The 20,347-nt window shown below is 43.2% G+C and carries 19 protein-coding genes; 15 read left to right on the top strand and 4 right to left on the bottom strand.

Going from position 1 to position 20,347, the window contains the following annotated elements:
* The 6 genes from DKT75_RS20420 to DKT75_RS20395 all read left to right on the top strand — a co-directional run bounded on the left by DKT75_RS20420 (position 1) and on the right by DKT75_RS20395 (position 8,071).
* Positions 1 to 870 carry a carbohydrate ABC transporter permease gene (locus DKT75_RS20420; RefSeq protein ID WP_109826474.1) on the top strand — a complete coding sequence of 290 codons (870 nt, stop codon included), beginning with the start codon at positions 1 to 3 and terminating at the stop codon, positions 868 to 870.
* Complete coding sequence (locus DKT75_RS20415) at positions 867 to 1,592, top strand: cytochrome b561 domain-containing protein (RefSeq protein WP_211665507.1); 726 nt, start codon at positions 867 to 869, stop codon at positions 1,590 to 1,592. The genes DKT75_RS20420 and DKT75_RS20415 overlap by 4 nt, the downstream gene beginning before the upstream one ends.
* A gap of 193 nt (positions 1,593 to 1,785) precedes the next feature.
* Positions 1,786 to 2,388: an RNA polymerase sigma factor gene (locus DKT75_RS20410; protein ID WP_109826472.1), complete on the top strand. Its 603-nt coding sequence runs from the start codon at positions 1,786 to 1,788 to the stop codon at positions 2,386 to 2,388.
* A gap of 7 nt (positions 2,389 to 2,395) precedes the next feature.
* Positions 2,396 to 3,658, top strand: coding sequence for a formylglycine-generating enzyme family protein (locus DKT75_RS20405; protein ID WP_109826470.1), 1,263 nt, complete (start codon positions 2,396 to 2,398; stop codon positions 3,656 to 3,658).
* 87 nt (positions 3,659 to 3,745) lie between these two features.
* Positions 3,746 to 5,773, top strand: coding sequence for a hypothetical protein (locus tag DKT75_RS20400; RefSeq protein WP_109826468.1), 2,028 nt, complete (start codon positions 3,746 to 3,748; stop codon positions 5,771 to 5,773).
* A gap of 129 nt (positions 5,774 to 5,902) precedes the next feature.
* A complete protein-coding gene (locus DKT75_RS20395; protein WP_109826466.1) occupies positions 5,903 to 8,071 on the top strand; it encodes an esterase-like activity of phytase family protein in 2,169 nt (722 codons plus the stop codon).
* 156 nt (positions 8,072 to 8,227) lie between these two features.
* Here DKT75_RS20395 and DKT75_RS20390 read toward each other — a convergent pair whose 3' ends face one another.
* The 3 genes from DKT75_RS20390 to DKT75_RS20380 all read right to left on the bottom strand — a co-directional run bounded on the left by DKT75_RS20390 (position 8,228) and on the right by DKT75_RS20380 (position 11,767).
* Positions 8,228 to 8,962 (bottom strand): DUF1499 domain-containing protein, encoded by a 735-nt coding sequence (locus DKT75_RS20390; protein ID WP_109826464.1) that lies wholly within the window; start codon positions 8,960 to 8,962, stop codon positions 8,228 to 8,230.
* Between the two features lie 389 nt (positions 8,963 to 9,351).
* Positions 9,352 to 10,356, bottom strand: a complete 1,005-nt coding sequence (cydB, locus tag DKT75_RS20385; RefSeq protein WP_109826462.1) for a cytochrome d ubiquinol oxidase subunit II — start codon at positions 10,354 to 10,356, stop codon at positions 9,352 to 9,354.
* Positions 10,346 to 11,767: a cytochrome ubiquinol oxidase subunit I gene (locus tag DKT75_RS20380; protein WP_109826460.1), complete on the bottom strand. Its 1,422-nt coding sequence runs from the start codon at positions 11,765 to 11,767 to the stop codon at positions 10,346 to 10,348. The genes cydB and DKT75_RS20380 overlap by 11 nt, the downstream gene beginning before the upstream one ends.
* 451 nt (positions 11,768 to 12,218) lie before the next feature.
* On the opposite strand from DKT75_RS20380, the gene DKT75_RS20375 reads away from it, so the two are divergent.
* The 9 genes from DKT75_RS20375 (at position 12,219) to DKT75_RS20335 (ending at position 19,300) form a co-directional block, all read left to right on the top strand.
* The gene (locus tag DKT75_RS20375; RefSeq protein ID WP_109826458.1) at positions 12,219 to 12,701 is read left to right on the top strand and encodes an RrF2 family transcriptional regulator; all 483 of its coding nucleotides are present in this window, start codon (positions 12,219 to 12,221) and stop codon (positions 12,699 to 12,701) included.
* Positions 12,702 to 12,866: 165 nt separating this feature from the next.
* Entirely contained in the window at positions 12,867 to 14,210 is a 1,344-nt protein-coding gene (locus DKT75_RS20370; protein WP_109826456.1) for an MATE family efflux transporter, read from the top strand.
* 17 nt (positions 14,211 to 14,227) lie between these two features.
* Positions 14,228 to 14,806: a hypothetical protein gene (locus tag DKT75_RS20365; protein WP_109826454.1), complete on the top strand. Its 579-nt coding sequence runs from the start codon at positions 14,228 to 14,230 to the stop codon at positions 14,804 to 14,806.
* A 1-nt stretch (position 14,807) separates the two neighbouring features.
* A complete protein-coding gene (locus tag DKT75_RS20360; RefSeq protein WP_109826452.1) occupies positions 14,808 to 15,029 on the top strand; it encodes a DUF6500 family protein in 222 nt (73 codons plus the stop codon).
* A gap of 37 nt (positions 15,030 to 15,066) precedes the next feature.
* Positions 15,067 to 15,513: a hypothetical protein gene (locus DKT75_RS20355; RefSeq protein WP_109826450.1), complete on the top strand. Its 447-nt coding sequence runs from the start codon at positions 15,067 to 15,069 to the stop codon at positions 15,511 to 15,513.
* A 461-nt stretch (positions 15,514 to 15,974) separates the two neighbouring features.
* Entirely contained in the window at positions 15,975 to 16,256 is a 282-nt protein-coding gene (locus DKT75_RS22565) for a YdcF family protein (protein ID WP_109826448.1), read from the top strand.
* A gap of 171 nt (positions 16,257 to 16,427) precedes the next feature.
* Positions 16,428 to 17,006, top strand: coding sequence for a hypothetical protein (locus DKT75_RS20345; RefSeq protein ID WP_109826446.1), 579 nt, complete (start codon positions 16,428 to 16,430; stop codon positions 17,004 to 17,006).
* 217 nt (positions 17,007 to 17,223) lie between these two features.
* Positions 17,224 to 17,874, top strand: a complete 651-nt coding sequence (locus DKT75_RS20340) for a peroxiredoxin-like family protein (RefSeq protein ID WP_109826444.1) — start codon at positions 17,224 to 17,226, stop codon at positions 17,872 to 17,874.
* Positions 17,875 to 18,211: 337 nt separating this feature from the next.
* Positions 18,212 to 19,300 carry a YeiH family protein gene (locus DKT75_RS20335; protein ID WP_211665506.1) on the top strand — a complete coding sequence of 363 codons (1,089 nt, stop codon included), beginning with the start codon at positions 18,212 to 18,214 and terminating at the stop codon, positions 19,298 to 19,300.
* A 115-nt stretch (positions 19,301 to 19,415) separates the two neighbouring features.
* Here the strand turns inward: DKT75_RS20335 and DKT75_RS20330 are convergent, their stop codons facing one another.
* Positions 19,416 to 20,312: a tetrahydrodipicolinate N-succinyltransferase N-terminal domain-containing protein gene (locus tag DKT75_RS20330; protein ID WP_109826442.1), complete on the bottom strand. Its 897-nt coding sequence runs from the start codon at positions 20,310 to 20,312 to the stop codon at positions 19,416 to 19,418.
* Between the last annotated feature and the right edge of the window lie 35 nt (positions 20,313 to 20,347).

Below are 20,347 nucleotides of genomic sequence, written 5' to 3'. Positions count from 1 at the left end.
ATGAGTACCACTTATAAACGTCAAAACCCTGCATTTTATGCACTGATAGCCGCATTGATCATGATGTCCCTTGGACCAATCATTCTGATGCTGTCTACCTCGTTGCAGTTAAATGTCGATATCATGAGTGACTCATCATCGTTCTTCTTTATGCCAACCATGAAGAACTACGAGACGGTCTTGTGTAATGTCCTTTGGTATACGCCAGAGCATGTAGATTATTGTAACCCTAGCTTTGCACGATCACTCGGTAACTCGTTAATTGTTGCCTTAGTGTCAACCGTCATCACGTTGATTGTTGGCTGTATGGCAGCTTACGCGTTGGTACGTTTCCGCTTTATGGGACGTGGCACGATTTCTATGTCAACGCTAATGATGCGTATGGTCCCACCAGCGGTATTGCTAGTACCAGTATTTGGTATCTGGACATTCCAATATGGTTTAGATGGCACCTTCACCGGTATTGTCCTTGTCTATGTGGCGATGAACTTACCGTTTGTTATTTGGATTTTGCAGAGCTTTATTATCCAAGTGCCCATACAGCTGGAAGAGGCGGCTAAAATGGATGGCGCAAGTCCATTGCAGGTGTTCTTCTTAGTAGTACTACCCGTGATCAAGCCCGGCCTTGCAGCGGCAGCGATCTTCACTTTCCGTATCGCATGGAATGAGTTCTTACTCGCCAATGCCTTGTTAGACAGAAACACACGTACCGTTCCCGTGACCATCGTTAACTCTCTGACTGAGCATGACATTGACTGGGGCGTAATCATGGCAACGGGTATGTTGTTGGCTGTTCCACCGATCATCTTTACCTTCCTTGCTTCTAAGCAAATCATTACTGGAATGACTGCTGGAGCTGTTAAAGGGTGATTGATTGGCTCCTTGCATCGATCGATCCAAGCCGAGCACACGATGTATCATTCATCGTGTCTTGGCATGGTCGGTTCATGGTGCTGTCTTGGGGTGTGCTGCTACCACTAGGTATTTTAGTGGCACGCTTTCTAAAAATAACGCTTAAGCAAGACTGGCCAAATGAACTCGACAATAAGTTTTGGTGGCTGTGGCACTTGAGGCTGCAAATCAGTGGCAGTGTTATGATGTTAATAGGTTTACTGCTTATCTTAAATAAACCTGATCCTTCAACAGATGATTTCATACATTGGTACTTAGGATGGGCTGTAAGTTTGATGGGTGTCGCTCAAATTATATCTGGTTGGATGCGCGGCACGAAAGGTGGTCCAACGGATGTTGCGGAAGATGGCTCGATGCATGGCGATCATTATGAAATGACCACTTACCGCAAGGTGTTTGAGTACTATCATAAGTTTGTTGGGTACTCAGTATTGCTGCTATCAGCCGCCGCTATTTTGACTGGAATGTGGCGATCGAATGCGCCAGTTTGGATGTGGATTGGGCTGCTGGGCTGGTGGATGATGTTGATTATTGTATTTGCTTATTGCCAGTCTAAACAGATGGCGGTTGATACTTACCAAGCAATTTGGGGTAGCAACAAAGAGCATCCGGGTAATGCCATGAAGCCAATAGGTTTTGGTATTAGAAGACGACCTGAAAATCATCAAAAAAAAATATAGTCGTCATCAAATAACACTAAGAAGTTTAGTGTTTATTACAATTTTTAGTATTTAGTAGAAATGTGATTTATTAAAATAAAGCCTATTTTGTTTATTTTACTATCTATATTGGAATATTAAATAGCTTAATTTGTCTCAATAAAAACTCCCTTACTGTATTATTATTGATTGTTAATAATGATATAAGGCAATCATGAATAAACAGGCTGTTGATACGACTAAGGCTGACAGTTGTTCACAAATGCTATGTAATTTGCTTGATCAGACAAATGATAGTGGGGCGGCTATCTTGAGTATGGTTGAACGGTACATACACCACTTCTCTAGTGTTTACTGCAATTTAGACTTTCATGATAGACAAGAAATTCATCAAGAAGTGTCTTTAAAGTTGATATGTCACGGAGAAAAAGTAAGGGATAACTGTACAAAAGCATGGGTTTATACCGTCGTGAGAAACCAGTGTATCAACCACATCCGAAAGCGAAATGGTCAGCGCTCTGTTATTACGGGCTATGAAGACCCTGAACAGACAGCGACTACTTGTGGTGTTCCTTATATTTTAAGTAAGGGGTTAGAGACAGGAATGCAGGACCAACTAGACTGCTTGCAAAAAATGTTTGGCGTCATCGAGTCCGAGAAAACGGGTAAGTCTGACATCACGCTCTATACACTTTATGCATTTGGGCTCAGTTATACCGAAATATCGGAACGTTCTAAGCGAACTGTTGGCGCTATCGGACAACGCATTTGTTTGCTCAAGAAGAAATTAAGCAATCTTGTGCTTGAGCATTGTTAGGAGATGTATGTCGCAAAAAGATAATGATCAAGATCAAACATTAATCGCCAAGGATGATAAAGAGCAGTGGTACAAAGTTCTGCATGGCGAGATAGCGCCTGATGCCGATAATAAAAATCATATCAATGCTGCCAAAATACGGAGTTATTTACTGACGCGTGATGAGGTCACGGCGGTTAATAGCGTCGATGATGAGTACCTAGACACAATCTCCGCAGAAGAAGCGAGAGTCATTTATAGAAGAACGGTTGAAGAAGCAAAACGCAGAGGTGGTACTTCTTGGCGAAATGTTTTTAAAACGTATGGTGTGGGCATTTTAATTGGTGGACTTTCTGTTTACGCATTGCTGCTGACTTATGGTGTGGGTAACAGAACCTCTGAGTCGGAGTTGGCAGATCATTCACATTTAAACTTCTCTGATTATCCTGCTCTGAATGAAAATGAAAATGTAGGCACTTTGCCTAATATGTTGTTAATACCGGGTGGTGTTACTAACAAGGGATGCTCTAAGGGTTGGGACGACCTTGCTGGTGGCTGTAGGCCCACCGAGTTTCCTCCACACGCTGTTACGGTTGAGCCTTTTCTAATATCACAGCATGAAGTGACTTACGGCCAGTTTAGAAAGTTTATCGCTGCGGCTAAGTACATTACCGATGCGGAGCGGGAAAATAGAGGTTGTGTACATGAAGATACAACTAAGCCTGGAGGTCCTTTTGTGATGAAGCCAGAACTGACGTGGGAGTCACCGGGCTATTATCAAGATGATAGCTATCCTGTTACATGCGTGAGTTGGAGTGATGCTCAAAACTATATTGCATGGCTAAGTAAAGAAACCAAGACAAGCTACCGTCTACCTTCTGAATCAGAGTGGGAGCACGCTGCTCGAGGCGGTAAGGCGACAGCTTATCATTGGGGCTCTGTCGCTAACAATAATCAGGCGAACTATAGCGGTGAATCTGGCAAGGACCTATGGAAGTTTGCTTCACCTGTTGGTCAATTTCCTGCTAATAAGTTCTCCGTGCAAGATACCTCTGGGAATCTTTGGGAATGGGTTCAAGACTGCTGGCACGATACTTATGATGGTGCACCGGTGGATGGTAGTGCTTGGGAAGTTTGCAATAATAACAGTCAAAAAGTCCGTCGCGGTGGCTCCTGGGATATGAATGCAGCAGGTATTCGTTCAGCGATTCGTAGTAAGGGAGCAATTCACGATAGAAGTAATTTGTATGGCTTTCGTGTTGCTAGCGATTGGCAAAATCCGAATAAATAAAATATTTTTAATAACTACCCCTTAAGTTTTCTATTTTCATTTGTTACTTGGTATTGAGGAATCCCTCAATAGATACAAGGAGAGAACATGAGACAGAGGAAATTATCAAAACATATTGCTTTGATCACAGCAGCTTTGTTGTTACATGGTTGCGGAGGTAGTAGTAATTCGAGTGATGAAGTTGAAATCATAGACCCACCCACATTGACGGGGGTTTTTTTAGATAGCCCCGTTGCTAACATCGACTATAAAACCTTTGACGGTGATGTTGAAACTAGGTCTGGCGTAACAGATATCGATGGTAAATACGATTACGAAGCGGGAGAGACTGTTGTCTTCTCAATTGGTGCTTTAGAGTTTCCGCCCGTGGCTGCTGCCGCGACGGTAACACCGTTAGATATTGCAGATACTGATGACCCTAATGATACCGAAGCAGTGAATATGATTCGCTTGCTTCAAACATTGGACAAGGATGGAGACCCAAGTAACGGGATTGAGATTACAGATACTGCAAAAGCAGTTGCTAGTCCGATTGATTCATTTAATGTTTCAGACGAAGACTTTTCAGCATCAGTTCAAACGTTGATTACTAGTGGTGGTCAAGATGATGAGCCGACAGAGCTTGTTAGTGCTGCTGAGGCAGTTGCTCATTTTGAAGATACGCTTGCAGATAGTGGTGTCACGTTTAATACACTAACTGGCTCATGGCAGTTAACAGGTGAAGAAGCGGTAATCTTTCACTTTTTGCCTGATGGTCGTTACCTAGCTATGCAGTGGGAAGAGGTAAATGGTTCAGAAGGTTTTGAGTACGGTACTTACACTGCCACCGACGGTAGTATAACTTTTGTTACTCGTGAAAATAATGATGGGTATGCGCTTACTTGTGATGAAGATAGAGGCGTGCTTTGCGATGGGTCTAATGGTATAGAGCCCGGAGTTTGGGGTTATTCCTTTTCTGATGAAGGACAGTTAGTCTTTTCAGTGCCAGAAGATGGTGATTTTGGCTTTGATAAGCTAGAAGCAACGGACTCACCTATTGATGGTTTATGGGAGAACCGTGACGCAAAAAATTTACTATTCTTTACTAAGGGAAGCGCTACTAGTGCTGGTTACTTCTTTTACGTCGACTATGGGTCAGAGGGTGATGATTACGATACTAATTTAGACGTAGGTACTTACACTACTTTGGTTAATGAGGGTAAAACTGAAATAAAGGTAATTTCTGAAAAGCAATACAATCGCTTCGGTTTAGACTGCGAAGTGTTAGAAGAGGGTGATAATTGTGATGTGTATGAGCCAGGCTATGAAGTCGTCAATAATCAGTTAGCTATTAGTAACGAAGCAGAGGATGAAGATAGTGCACGTAGAAACTATTTGGATCGTGTTTTTGCGAATGATAATGCACCTGCGAATACCGCTAAGCTTGTCGCACAAAAGCATTATGCTTCTGATATTGCTGCGAATGAGGGCTATGGTATAGAGATTGAAGATGACTACAGAACTAGACTTCTAACAGATGATGTTGACACTGAGGCACCTAGCTCGTTTAAGGCAACGTTTAAGATTGATGAATCAGCAACATCCCTTCAACGTGGAGTAGATAGTAGCGCAGGCTTGGAAACACGTATGTACGCTTATTATCAGTTCCCAAATAATGAGGATCTTAGTCTTTCAGTGTCTTTACGTTTGCGCTATTACGGCGAAGAAGTAACAGCAAGGTTTATCTTGGCAAGTGAGCTTGTTACTGAGGTTGAAGTGATTGAAACGGTAACACTTGATACAGACTTCACAGGTAACCACACAATGGAAATGGCTTGGGATAGTGATTCTTCATCCTTTGACTTTAGTATTGATGGTGTTGAAGTAGGTAGTACACCACTTGCTAGTTTTACCTCAAACGAAGAAGTTGTTGCAGCTGGTGGTTATACGTTTAACCCAGCTCTATTTCAAAGCGTTAGATTCAGAGTTGAAGCTTACAATGTCACGAAAGTTGATGACAGTGGCCTCATCACAGTTCACTTAGATGAGTTCAGCACCAGCGGTGGTGTTTATGATGATTTCACTGGTGGATTGATTGATAGTGATAAATGGTATTACCAATCAGAAGAGCGTTAATCTAGTTACCTGATGTAAACCGAAAGTGCCCTTATTTGGTTTTGCCGAATAGGGGTATTTTTTATTGTGTCATTACCTTGTCACATATCCTTTGTATGTTACCGTCAAATTTAACAACTTGGGCTAACTATGATTCGCACACTTCTTTCGGCATGTTCCGTCGCCGCACTTATCGCTTCTGCACCTGCAATGGCAGAAATGAATTTCAATCGTATCGCATCATTCGCAACGCCAACTAATATGGCGGCTGGTGAGGATACTAAGCGTGAAACCTCACCAGAAATTATTGCAGTAACAGCAGACGGTATGACACTGGTTTATACGGATAGCCCGTTAGAATCTTTAGGTCTAATCGACTTAACCGATGCAAATTCACCCAAGCCATTAGGTAATATCTCATTAGGTGGCGAGCCAACATCGGTTGCGCTTATTGGTAATAACGCTTTTGTAGGCGTGAACACTTCAGAGAGCTACGTAAAACCTTCAGGTATGCTGAAAGTTATCGATATAACAACCAAAGAGGAACTAGCACGGTGTGATATTGGAGGGCAGCCAGACTCGGTTGCTGTGGCTAAAGACGGAACTTTCGTTGTTGTTGCGATTGAAAATGAGCGAGACGAAGACTTAAACGATGGTGAAATGCCACAGATGCCAGCGGGTAACGTGGTGATGTTTACCGTTGCAGATGACAGAATTAATTGCGGCTCTAAAAAGGTGATAGACCTAACAGGGCTTTCAGAGGTTGCTCCAACCGACCCAGAGCCAGAGTTTGTGTCAATTAATGGGCTTGGTGAAACCGTGGTCACGCTTCAAGAGAACAACCACATAGTCATTCTCGATAAAGACGGCAAGGTGATGAAGCACTTCTCAGCGGGTAGCGTTGATCTCGTGGAAGTAGATCTTAAACGTGATGGTGCATTGACGTTTGATAAGACACAAAAAGGCCGTTTACGTGAGCCTGACTCAGTAAAATGGATGGATGATGAGCACTTCATAACGGCAAATGAAGGCGACTACAAAGGTGGTTCACGAAGCTGGACAGTGTTTAATAAAGACGGCTCAGTTGTTTATGAAAGTAACTCTACCTTTGAGCATGCGTTAGTACAGATTGGTCACTATCCTGAAAAGCGTTCGGGCAAAAAAGGTGGCGAGCCTGAGTCTGCTGAAACAGGTGTTTTTGAGGGTAAGACTCTAGCCTTTATTGGCTCTGAGCGTGGTTCAGCGGTTGCAGTTTACGACATGAGTAACCCTGCAAAGCCAGTGTTAAAGCAGATGTTGCCATCTGGTATTGCGCCAGAGGGCGTGGTTGCGATTCCTTCACGTAATTTGTTGGTGACGGCTAACGAGAAAGACCTTGTCGAGGATGGCGGTGTACGTGCTCATGTAATGGTTTATCAATATCAGGATGCGCCAGCGAACTACCCACAATTAACCTCGGCAGGTGCGGATGAGTTAATTGGTTGGGGTGCGATTTCAGGCATGGTTGCTGACGCTAAACAGTCTGGCAAGGTTTATGCCGTAAATGACAGTTTTTATAGTATGCAGCCTACGATTTTTGAGATTAATGCAACGCAAAAACCAGCACTAATTACTAACGCAATTCTTGTGACGCGTGACGGGTTACCCGCTCAGAAGTTAGATATGGAAGGAATTACTTCAGACGGTAAGGGCGGCTTCTGGATTGCTTCGGAAGGTCGTTCTGACCGTGAGATTCCTCATGCGCTATATAACGTTAACGCTAAAGGCGAGATTACTGCTGAAGTGGGTTTACCTACAGCGTTGATGGAGGTTGAGAAGCGCTTTGGTTTTGAGGGTATCACTAAGGTTGGCGACACACTGTGGATGGCGGTGCAGCGTGAGTGGAAAGATGACCCTAAGCACCATGTGAAATTGGTGGCTTACAATACTAAAACTGAGGAGTGGGGTGCGGTTCACTATCCTGTCGCTCAGTCTAAGCAGGGCTGGGTTGGACTTTCTGAGATAACGGCACATGGTGATTATGCTTATATAATTGAGCGTGATAATCAGCTTGGTGATGCGGCAGTCACTAAGAGGATCTATAAAGTTGCATTGGCGGATATGAAGCCTGCGAAGCTCGGTGGTCAGCTGCCTGTTGTTAAGAAGGCGTTGGTGCGTGATTTAGTGCCTGATTTGAAGTCATTTAATGGTTATGTGCAGGATAAAGTTGAGGGGTTAGCAGTTGATGTGACTGGAGAAATGTTTGTTTCTACGGACAATGATGGTGTGGATGATAGCTCTGGGGAAACTTTCTTTTGGTCGGTTGGGAAGGTTAAGTAAACTTAGCTAACAACTACAAAATATTGATGGCGATGAAGGTTGCTCGGTGAAAGCCCCAACATTAGGTTGTTGGGGCTTTTTTTGTTAAGTTCTTTCGATTATGCGGTGTATTAGCTTGTCAGAGATGGAGAAGTTGTCAGCAAAGAATTCTGATGATCACTTAGCAAAACGTCCAATAAAGTCCATGATACGGGCAGCATTAGCCCCTCTATCTCCACGTCCAATACGAGAGACACTTCTGATATCAACGCGACTTGCTGCGCCTTCTGCAGTGACTACAACCACCACGTCATCCGCAAATTGATATACAGGGGTACGTGCTGTTGCCTCAAAGCGTAACGCTTCTTTGTCTTGTGCGACGATTTCCCAACCCATTGCTTGACCCACACGAAGTGCTTCTGTGAAAGCATCGCTTGCTGCTAGCTTAGATTGAATCGGAGCGACGTCAGGGTAAGTTTTCTTTTGTTGTGCTGCAATGTCAGGGCCACCGTACTCAAGTGTGTTTCGTGCGCCCGGACGTGTTTCATCCAGTACTAAAAATAAGGGTGGGTTAGTAGTATTGGTCGTTATGTCATGTATCGCTGGTGCGTGAACGGGTGGATTAACGAATGACAGTATCATTGGTGTAAGAAGACCTAGACCAATGAAGCTCGCGATAATGGCTTTAAGCACGCCTTCCTTGCCGCACACAACGAGGTATATAAACCCTAAAATGCTTAAACCAGTCACGGCATAACCAATAGGATTCATGTAAGTACGAACCATACCGAAGCCAACGACTGGCTCCCAAAGACCAAAACGTGCGCCGCACATCATTACTGCTATAGCCAAAAGTGCAACGACTGCTAAAAGTAGCAGGATAGTACCGATGCGAGATTTGTTAGAATTCATAGTTAATTACTTTGAGTTTGGCCCTAGGTAGGCACAACACCTAACCTTGAATAGGGCAGTTATAATGATTATGGAATGACTTAGAAAATAATTTTACAGATCAATTTGAAGCGGTCCTCTTGAACTGCGAGCACATAATATCAGTGCTTAGTAAGGGTGGGTAGAGTGTGACTAAAGGTTAATTTATAACGTGCTAGAAAATACTGAGGCACTTCTTAATTAAATAAAAAGTGCCTCATTAGTCGGTCTCAGGTGCTTATATAAAGTGAATGACTTTGTTTACTACAGAACTACCATTTTGATAGCCATAGCAACAACGCTAAGTACAACGACGCCAGCAACCCATAAGGCAATAAACCACACTAGCTGCTTTGATTGTTTGTTAGCCATTAGTGATAGCCCTCGTCAGGATTTACCTTACCTCTAAATACCCAGTAAGAATACGCGGTGTAAATCAAAATAAGTGGTACTAAAAATATCGTACCCGCTAATGTAAATTTCAAACTAGAGTCTGGCGCAGCTGCTTCCACAATCGTTAGACTTGGCGGAACGATATTGGGATAAAAGCTAATAACAATACCGATAAAGCTAAGGATAAACAGACTCAAAGACGCTAGAAAAGGCTGTATTTCCTTTTTGTTTTTCAGTCCTGTGAAGAGTAACCAAGTACACAGTCCCACTAAGCTCGGCACAAGTACGCTAAAGATACTGCCTGGTAAACTGAACCAACGTTGGAAGTAGGCGGCGTCCTGAAAAGGCGTGAGTATGCTGACGAGACCAAGGAACCCTAAGGTGCCTATGCCTAACCATTTTGCATAACCTCGCATTTTAGACTGTAGCTCACCTTCTGTTTTAAGGATTAACCATGTTGAACCAAGTAAGCCATAACCCACAATAACGGCAAAACCAGTGAGTATTGAGAATGGCGTTAACCAATCCCACCAACCGCCAGCGTAAGCACGGTCCACGACTTTGATGCCTTGTACCATTGCCCCTAACGCGATTCCTTGGGTGAATGCAGCGACGATTGAGCCACCAAAAAAAGCTGCGTCCCACACCGGTTTCCAAGAGACGGTTCTCCAGCGATATTCAAACGCTACGCCACGAAATATCAGTGCTAGCAACATCAAGGTAATAGGCATATACAATGCTGGCATAATGACCGCGTAGGCTAGCGGGAAAACTGCGAACAGCCCACCGCCACCCAACACTAACCAGGTCTCATTGCCATCCCAGACTGGGGCGATACTGTTCATCATGACTGACTTGTCTTGCTCGGAGTCAGCGAATGGAAACAGGATACCAATGCCGAGATCAAAACCATCTAACATCACATAAGTGAGTACCGCAAACGCGATGATGATCGCCCAAATAAATGATAATTCAATGTCCATGCTTATCTCCTGATGCGTCATCTGAACCAATTGTTGCGACTAATGACGGACTAGCCGTACGGATAGGGCCATCTTTTAAACCAAGGTGTGGTGTTGATGCGTTTTTGTTCATCATGCGTAAGATATAGAACGTACCTGCACCAAATACAAAGAAGTACACGATAATAAATGCGATTAGAGACGCTGCTACTGCGGGTGCTGCGACAGGCGCTAAGCTGTCTGATGTGCGAAGCAGCCCGTAAACCGTAAAGGGTTGGCGTCCTACTTCAGTGGTGACCCAGCCTGCTAGCACTGCCACAAACCCCATGGGTGCCATCACAATGGCTGCGCGTTTTAGCCATGAGTCATCGTATAGTTTTCCACGAAGACGTCTCCAAAGGCTCCATACGCCTAGCCCTAACATGGCAAATCCTAATGCAACCATAATGCGGAAACTCCAGAAAACGATAACAACAGGTGGTTCGTCCTCATCTGGAATAGTATCTAGTCCTGCTAGCGGTGCATTTAAGTCATGCTTCAAAATTAAACTCGAGAGTTTAGGTATCTGAATAGCGTAGTCGATACGCTTTTCTTCAGCGTTTGGTATGCCAAATAATATGAGCGGAGCGCCGTCAGGGTGACTGTCATAATGTCCCTCCATTGCCATAACTTTGACGGGTTGGTGCTCCAAAGTATTGATTCCGTGAAAGTCGCCGACGGTAATCTGTAGCGGGGCAACAATAATGAGCATCCACATTGCCATAGAAAACATTTTGCGTGCAGCAGCGTCAGCTTTGTTGCGTAACAGGTGTAATGCACCGACACCACCGACAACCAACGCAGTCGTCAGGTATGCGGCTAATACCATGTGTACCAAGCGGTACGGAAATGATGGGTTAAAAACTATTTGCCACCAATCTTCTGGAATGAATTGTCCAAGCTCATTGATGCTGTAACCCGCGGGTGTTTGCATCCAAGAGTTAACGGATAATATCCAAGTGGCTGAGAGCAAGGTTCCAAACGCAACCATCGCAACGGCAAACATGTGTAGTTTATCGCCAACACGCTCTCGTCCAAACAAGGCGACACCCAAGAAACCCGCTTCTAGGAAGAATGCGGAGAGCACTTCATACGCCATGAGTGGACCGAGGACAGGGCCTGTTTTTTCAGCAAACACGGACCAGTTGGTGCCAAATTGGTAGGACATAACGATGCCTGAAACAACACCCATTCCAAAGGCAACGGCAAAGATTTTTTTCCAATAATTAAATAATTGAAGATAGGTTTGATTTCGAGTTTTTAGCCATAGACCATTTAGCACAGCCAAGTAACTGGCCACACCAATCGAGAAGGCGGGAAAAATAATATGAAAGGAGATGGTAAACGCGAACTGTATCCGCGCAAGAGTCTCCGCTGTGAATGTGTCCAACATAATTAAGTACTCATTAAAGTTTAATTTGAATTTTGTAAGCTAATCGCAATTTAAAGTAATATTTTAAATATAGCTTTAAGTTGGAATCAGACAACTCTTATAAAGTATCTGATGATAAACTGTTACTTAAATTTTAGTAGTGTTATCACCGTGAAGTGTACCCTTGTGGGTTGTAGTATGGGCTTCAGAGAATCTAGAGATATTATAAATGTATTTTCAAATCCACCCTTGATAGCATCAACAAATAAGAGGTTATTGCTTGAGACCCATTATAAATATTGCTTGTGTAGTTAATGGTGAATCATGAGTAATCAATGAAAGTAGTTTTTACGGCTAGGCGTAAGGCTTTTGGCCAGTTTGGTTAGGCTGCTTAGTTATATTATAAGGTATATTTAATATATACTTTATAAGTGCAAGAATAAATATTCTAAAAAGGTGGGGAGGATTTTTGATGAAGTTAACCAGCTATACCAATTATGCAATGCGTTGCTTGCAGTTGGCTGCGCTCAAAAGTCCAGAGCTTGTGCGGGTTGATGATGTGGCGTTTATTCACAGCGTGTCGCGTCCAAACATTGTTAAGGTAGTTCATCAGCTGGGTAAAGCTGGCTACTTAGAGACAGTGCGTGGCCGCGGTGGTGGGTTTCGTTTAAACCGTCCAGCTGAAGAGATTATTGTCGGCGACATTATTCGGCTAACAGAAGGGCCGTTAGATATTGTTGAGTGCTTTAATCCTGAGGAAAATACCTGCCCATTGATTGGTATTTGTAAGCTATCTAAGAAAATTCAAGAAGCGACTAACGCATTTATGGATGTACTTGATGAAGTAACTATTGCTGATATTGCTTCTAACCGTATTCCGTTACTTAGCCGTATCGATTTTTTAGAAAACAACGGAAAAGAAGTGACGCTCGATAGCGCTAAGGTTGTCATTTAATAGATTGGCGTAATACTAGGCTAAGCAGCTTACTTGTTGTGAGTGCTGTAAGGTGTTGATAATTTGAAGCCATAGGTGAGGTAATCGTCAAATTAGGTTGTGATTTGCGCTTTAAGAGGGGCATTATTCTCTCTACGTGTTAAACAGCTAAGACCTCGGAACAACATGCAAGCCTTCAAAAACCTCACCAGAAAAACAGTATTCGACATAACTTCACTCGCATGGCCAATGGCTTTCAATGCGGTTTTATTACAGTCAGTCACTCTTATTGATCTCCTTCTAATTGCGTCATTGGGCGAGGTGTCGTTAGCGGCCTTCGGTGTTGCTGGCGCGATTGTTACCTTTATTATAGGTATTCAAGTTGCCATCGCGAGCGGCACGCAGTTTGTTTTATCGCGTGCTATCGGTGCTGGTGATATTAAAAAAGTCGGTGTAGAAGTAGCCGCGGCATGGATCGTTAATCTGGCCTTTTCATTGCTGGCAATGTTGCTGCTATTATTCGGTGCAGACCCGTTGGTTAGAGCCATTATTGCCGATGAATCGGTTGCGGTGCAGGCCACTAGTTATATTGAAATATCGTTGTGCTTACTGATATTTTCATCGTTCTCTCAAGTGATCGTGGTGTACTTCAACTCTTATAAAAACACCCGCATCCCCCTTTACGGTTTCTTATTGGAAATACCGTTTAATGTCGTGTGCAGCGCAATACTGATTTATGGTTTATGGGGCGCACCAGAGATGGGGTTAGCTGGCGCGGCTTGGGGAAGTGTTGCTGCAATTTTCATTCGTTTTGGTTACTTGGCGTACCGTTTTAAGCAAGAAGTGGATAAAGGACGCGTCGGTGGTTTTGGTGCGGTTAACTATGCTGCCACTAAGTTACACCTGCTTGAAGTGACACCCGTTGTCTCTAATTTTGCAGTGTTATTAACGGGACAAATGATGTTCCAAGTGTTGTTTGCACAGCTGTCAGTCTCTGCTTTTGCAGCGATCACTTTGATCATGCCTTGGATAAAAATCGGTGGTTTATTTGTAAACTCCTGGGCCAAAGCTAGCACCATTTTTGTGAGTCAGTTTATCGGTAAAGGGGATGTGAAAAGCATCAAACCTTTTGTGTTGCAGTCGAGTCTTGTTGCAACACTCATGTCTATTGTCATGATGTTTTGTTACTTCCTGTTTAGTCAGTCGCTTCCGCATATTTACAATAATTTGTCACCTGAAACGATCACAGCATTGGCTATTATCGCGCCTTCATACATACTTATTCCAATCTTCCGTACGAGTAATATGTTCTGTGGAAACATGATCAGGGCGATGGGTGAGAGTTACAGTATTGTGAGAATAAACTTCGTGACGTTATGGCTGATTGCATTGCCAACGGGGGCGTTGTTGATCTATTTGGATGCGCCATTATTGATGGTGTTTAGCATCATTTTGTTTGATGAGATGATGAAGTTTTACAAGTTTAGAAAGACGTTGATGCGGACGTTAAATAGTTACGTAGTGCTTTAATAAAAGAGGAAATAATTATGAATATCCAGCGTAAAACTGCCAGTGCTTTTGTAGGTACTATACTTTTAATGACAAGCTACCAAGCTCACGCATTGAGTTGTATGCGACCTGACCCTGTTCAGATGTGTCAGTTGATGCAAGAGTCACAACAAAACCCAGTGTTGGTGAATGGCGAGTTGCGCTTGGATAAGGTTATTTCTCAAGAAACAAAGCAGGGTGTGGTGGGTAGTAAAGGCCCAGCCGTTGCCGATTATTTGTTTACGGGGAGCATTAGCGATAAAGCTGGAAAGCGAGAGGTTAAGGGTGCCAAGTTGCGCATAACTACTTCCTGCATTGCCAGTTGGTGTGCGCGTTTACCAGAAAGTAAAACGAGTGGGTACTTTTTAGTAAAACCGGATGGAACAACGGGTATGACTTTGCAGCTTGGTGCATGTAGCGCTCAGCCGTTTACTGTCACAGAGCAGCAAGCGGCATTGCTTGAAACGTGCGTCACTCTGGAGCCTGTTGTCCCTGTATTGCCTGTTAAACCCGTTAACAATAAAGTTGGTTCTCAAATATTTTCTCAAGGTAGCGCTGCCAAAAAGTTAGTTAAGTAACATGAGAGCGAGCTTAAAAGAGAAAATCATCAAAGTGTGTGATGAAAAGATAGAGAAGAAAGGTACGAACGTTGGCTTGTCTTTTTACGCATTTTTCGCGAATAAAAATGATGATCCTGCGCTGTTGATGGAAGCAGCTGAGTGGTGGATCAAGACGCATGAGTTGGATCATTTTGAGAAAGCAGTAAAAATTAAGGCGATGGTTGAGTCTGCTTCGGGGTGAGTTTAAAAATGCTAACAATTGCTTCCATAGTCGATAAATGAAAATAATTTATAACACTGTTCTGTATGCGTCCTTATTGGTTTTTACCGTTCTTTGGCTAAGCAGCTATACCCATCACTCCGCCATTGGTATAGACCACGATCAGCAAGTCGAGTCAGGTGTTTTACATTACTACTATCGACTCAACTGGACAGGGCATGGTTCGGTTTGGGTAGGTTATGGAAGCCATCAAACAAGTGCGAATCCAAACCGTAAGTTAGAAAAGCTCGACCCTGCGAGTGCATTACTCAAGCCTGTTAAGCCACTTCCTGACTCTGCTACAGTTTGGAACCGGCTTGGCTTTTGGTATATCAACAGCGCAAAACCTACGCCAATTTTTTGGGTAGGGGTTCCAAGTTGGATACCGATATTACTTCCGCTATTTTTGATACTTTTAGGTAAACACCGAAAGCGTTCTGGTGGCTTATCTGAGGGTTCACTTTGACTCATAAATTTAGATTATTCAAGAACCTGTAAATGACAGTGATGCTCGTCTATAGGGTATTTCTTTTAGTAGGCTGTTTGATGTTTATACCTTTTCTCGCACTTACTAGCGAGTAGGTGTCAAGACCCGTCTGTTCATAAATTCTTTTTCTAAACAGTTCGGGCTTTTCACGGTACCACTTTTTCATTGCTTACACGGGCGTTAAGTGCGCTAAGTTTCGCTGTATAATGTGGTCATTATAGGTCTTCATATATTGATTAAGCGTCAGCGTCACTTCTCTAGCAAGACGGTGTTTACCAAATTTAAACAGACAATGATGACTAGGGTCTAAACAACTAGAGGCTGACTCTTTTAAGTGGTGTGCTAGGTTTATAACGGTATTTGATGTTGTTGAAAATGCTCTAGAAGAAAGACACAAGGCTGTGTATGGAAGATAAATAAAAATTAATGAGCAGCGTTAAATTGTCATCCATTTTGTTCCAAAAAAGGATGTTAACTCTCGAACGATCCAGAAACACCTCTACTACACCCATAAAATAATACAGGAAAATAACCTTAATTCTGCGATTATCGTCAGTGAACCACTGCATATGAAGCGTGCAATCATGATGGCAGAAGTTTTGGGTATTGATGCTTTTTCCTCACCAACTCCTACCACTAGGTACAAAGGCTTAAAAGTTAGAGTTAGCTTTCTAGTTCGAGAGATTTATTTTATTCATCATTATTTTGTAACTGGCGACTAAGTAAAGTAAGGCGTAAGTAGACTAGTCGCTTCCGACACTGTGAGCGAGTTTTAGTAATCCTATGAAAGGTCGTGTTAGGCAGTCGAACCGTCATCATCACCTCAATATTCTGAACTACTATGAAAATTGCCATTACAGGCAATTTCTATAACTCAGAAAGAGGATGACGTAATGAAAACATGGAAGTTAATAACTTGCGCAGTGACGCTAACATTCGCTAGTAGCGCTTGGGGTTACTCTGTCGAAGAGAAAAATCCATTCGCAGCTCTACAGTGGACGTTTGGCGATAAATCATTGAAGCCAGATGTGTTAGTGGGTTACCGCTCAGTTGACGTTGAAACTGATGGTGATGTTAGTGGTTGGCAAGCGAGCGCGTCATACGCACCTCACGAAGGTATCGATAAGCTTAAAGTTGAAGGTGTCACGGGTGATGAAGATGTCCAATACACCTATGGTGCTGGATATAGTTTGCAAGAGCGAAAGGCGCTTCTTACGGGTGGTGTGACGGGTAACTACTTAACGGCTGGGGCTGATGTAGTTCTAGGTCATAGAAAAAAGGTCGAAGCGTATTTTGGTGTGACGACTTTAGATGGCTACGACGTGCCAAATGAGCCAGTAAGTAAAACTGACTCATCGACGACAGATAGTGCGAGTGCTGACACTTTCGTTGAAACGGATACAAGTACTGTTGCTGTAAATGATGACCTTCAAACGGAATACTTCCCAGAATATTCTGACTGCGGTTGCTAAATAATAAAGCCGACTACAGCAATTGTAGTTGGCTTATCATTGCTCGAAAGCTTAGTCGTACCATCAATGTCATGAATAGATAGTAATTCTTTGACTGCTGCTAAATGTGTCTCTGCCTTGACTAAGTATTTGAATGGGGCTTAAATCACCGCATCTACAACACCTCAATATTCGTTTAAATACACATATTTACGGCTACCCAAACAAGAGGCAAAACATGACAAGTTTAAAAGAACAAACTGATGCTAAAGTGGCAGCAGGGCGCAAAGGTAATCCTGAGTTTATGAAAGGCGTTGATGAGGAGATTGCCAAGGCAAAAGCTTTTCAACAAGGCAGTGAAGCCTTGGAAGTGGGTCAGAAAACACCAGACTTCAACCTATCAAGCGCAGAAGGTAAGTCGGTTTCGTTAACTGAATTACTCAATAAAGGCCCTGTAGTCGTTACATTTTATCGTGGTAGCTGGTGTCCTTACTGCAACCTACAGCTGAAAGCACTACAAGCTCGTCTAGCCGACATTAATGCGCTTGGTGCTGAGTTAGTGGCAATTAGCCCTCAAGTCCCTGATGACTCTCTGACAAAAGATGAAATTAGTGGAATGGACTTTGTTGTATTGTCTGACCAAAGTGCAAAAGTTGCGTCAGAGTACGGTGTTGCGTGGGAGGTGCCTGAGTATTTGTTAGAGCACATGAAAGTAGACCGTGGACTTGATCTAGAAGCCATCAATAACGGAAATGCAAATATACTCCCGATTCCTGCTACGTTTGTCATCGGGCAAGATGGTGTTGTTGCATGGCGTTTTGTTGATGTTGATTACCGTACACGTTCAGAGCCACAAGACATTATCGATGCCTTAAAACAGTTAGACTAAAGTCACTCTAAAGATATTCCAAGTAAAGTAGCGGTGATGCAATTTATAGTATCACCGCTTTACTGTGCACCATTCAGCTAATCATTTCTTTGATTGAGCTAAAGCAGTCTTCACGCATAAGTCCCTAAAGCTATAAAGCAAACGCTGAAATCAACACAAAACAAAAATTATTAGTTGACAAGAGTGGAATAAATTATATTGGTTTTTGTGATAAGTGTTACTTATTAGTTAGGCTTATGCCTATATCAGATATATCCATTGGTTGCGGTTTAAGCTTAAGCGCATGATGCGTTTAGAAGGAGTTTAGGGTGTTTGCTCATAGGGCACAGTCTTAATCATGAAGCTATTTGTGGCAGTCGGTACTCCTATTTCTTCCAATCAACTAAGTAATATTGGGTACGCCTACATGACTATTTCTCCGATTATCGATAAACGAGTGGCTCAGTGGAATAAGCTGTTTGCTGGTTTTGCGGTATCTGCCATTGTTGCGGTGACAGCACAGTTTTTTTCTGAACACTATGGCGCTCCTGCCATGCTCATGGCGTTACTATTAGGTATCGCTTTCAACTTTCTCTCAGAAGAAGGTAATTGCGTTCATGGTATTAGTTTTACCGCAAAAACAGTGTTGCGGTTTGGGGTAGCGTTGTTAGGTGTTCGCATTAGTGCTGAGCTTATTGTGGGCCTAGGGCCTGAGCTCATTGGTATGATCATAGTCGGTGTCTTTTTAACGATTGGTCTAGGTTTTGTGATTGCTAAACTGTTAGGTAGAAACTGGCGTCTTGGGCTGTTGACTGGAGGTTCTGTGGCTATTTGTGGTGCTTCTGCTGCGATGGCTATCGCTGCAGTATTACCTAAAAACCAATACTCAGAGCGCAACTTGGTCTTTACCGTATTAAGCGTCACCTTGCTTAGTACTTTTGCGATGGTGCTTTACCCAATCATTGCAGAATCTTTAGCGCTTAGTCCTGTTGCAACAGGGGTATTCTTGGGAGGAACGATTCATGATGTCGCCCAAGTCGTTGGTGCGGGTTTTAGTGTGTCACAAGAGACAGGCGATACCGCGACTTTAGTAAAGTTAATACGAGTGTGCATGCTTGCACCAGTCGTTTTATTGTTTGCTATAGTGATACGCGCTAAAGGGCTTGAAGATAATTCTGAAGGTAGTCGACCACCGCTAGTGCCGAGTTTTATTATTGGCTTCTTAATATTAGCGACAATTAACTCGCTAGGACTTATACCAGAAAGTGTCGCGCAGTTTTTCAGTGATGTATCGCGCTGGGCGTTGTTGATCGCGATTGCCGCTGTTGGTATGAAAACATCTTTACGCCGAATGTTAGATGTCGGTGGGCAAGCGGTATTGTTGATCGTCTTAGAAACGGTATTCATTGTGGGGTTTGTACTTGCTGGCTTGAGCTTGTTTGTTTGAGTGCAAGACTATTCAGTCGAATTATTAGATTAAGCGTAAAAGCTGTAATGTAATAAGCGTAAAAAAGGCCGTTATCCTTTTAAGAATAGCGGCCTAGGCGATATAAATTTAATATTTAGTCGTTACTATGAAGCGCAGTGTTTAAGCCGCCCCAAGTAGATGAATTGCTGACAGATGCTTCTACTTGACCAGAGATGCTGTTACGACGGAATAACAAGCCTGACTGACCTGAAAGGTCACGTGCTGCAACAATGCCGCCATCTGGTGCTTTAACTTTCGTTCCAGCAGTAAGGTATAGACCTGCTTCAACAATGCAATCATTACCCAACGAAATACCCAAGCCAGCGTTAGCGCCCAATAGGTTTCTTTCACCAATTGAGATAACCTGCTTACCACCGCCAGACAGTGTACCCATGATAGACGCACCACCACCGATATCAGAACCGTCACCAACAACAACACTTGCGCTGATGCGGCCTTCAACCATTGAGCCACCTAATGTACCTGCGTTGAAGTTAACAAAACCTTCGTGCATAACGGTTGTGCCAGATGCAAGGTGTGCACCGAGACGAACACGGTCAGCATTACCAATACGAACGCCTTCAGGAATCACGTAGTCAGTCATACGAGGGAATTTATCGATAGACGTTACGTTTAGGTGGTGTTCTTCGCCAGCAATCAACTCACGTAGGCTTTCAACGTCTGTTGCTAGTACTGGGCCAGCAGATGTCCATGCAACGTTGTTTAGCAAGCCAAACACGCCATCTAGGTTGATCTTATTAGGCTGTACCGCACACTCAGATAGTAGGTGTAAACGTAGGTATGCATCTTCAGCAGACTTCGGTGCATCATTAATTTCTAGTTCTACTACAACGAAATCACTTTTGATTGCGCCCACTTTAAGTGCCAAGCAATTACGTGCGATTTCTTTGTTTGAACGTGGGAACCATACATCTAGTACTTTTCCAGTGTTTGAGTCTGTATAACGATGTCCGATACGCTTGATTGTCATTGTCTGTTCTCTTTGTTTGATTATTTAAATAGTTG

This window comes from Leucothrix arctica (assembly GCF_003172895.1).
Taxonomy (GTDB): Bacteria; Pseudomonadota; Gammaproteobacteria; order Thiotrichales; family Thiotrichaceae; genus Leucothrix; species Leucothrix arctica.
The sequence above is the reverse complement of the archived record's forward strand: the minus strand, read 5'-3'. Positions and strand labels throughout refer to the sequence as shown.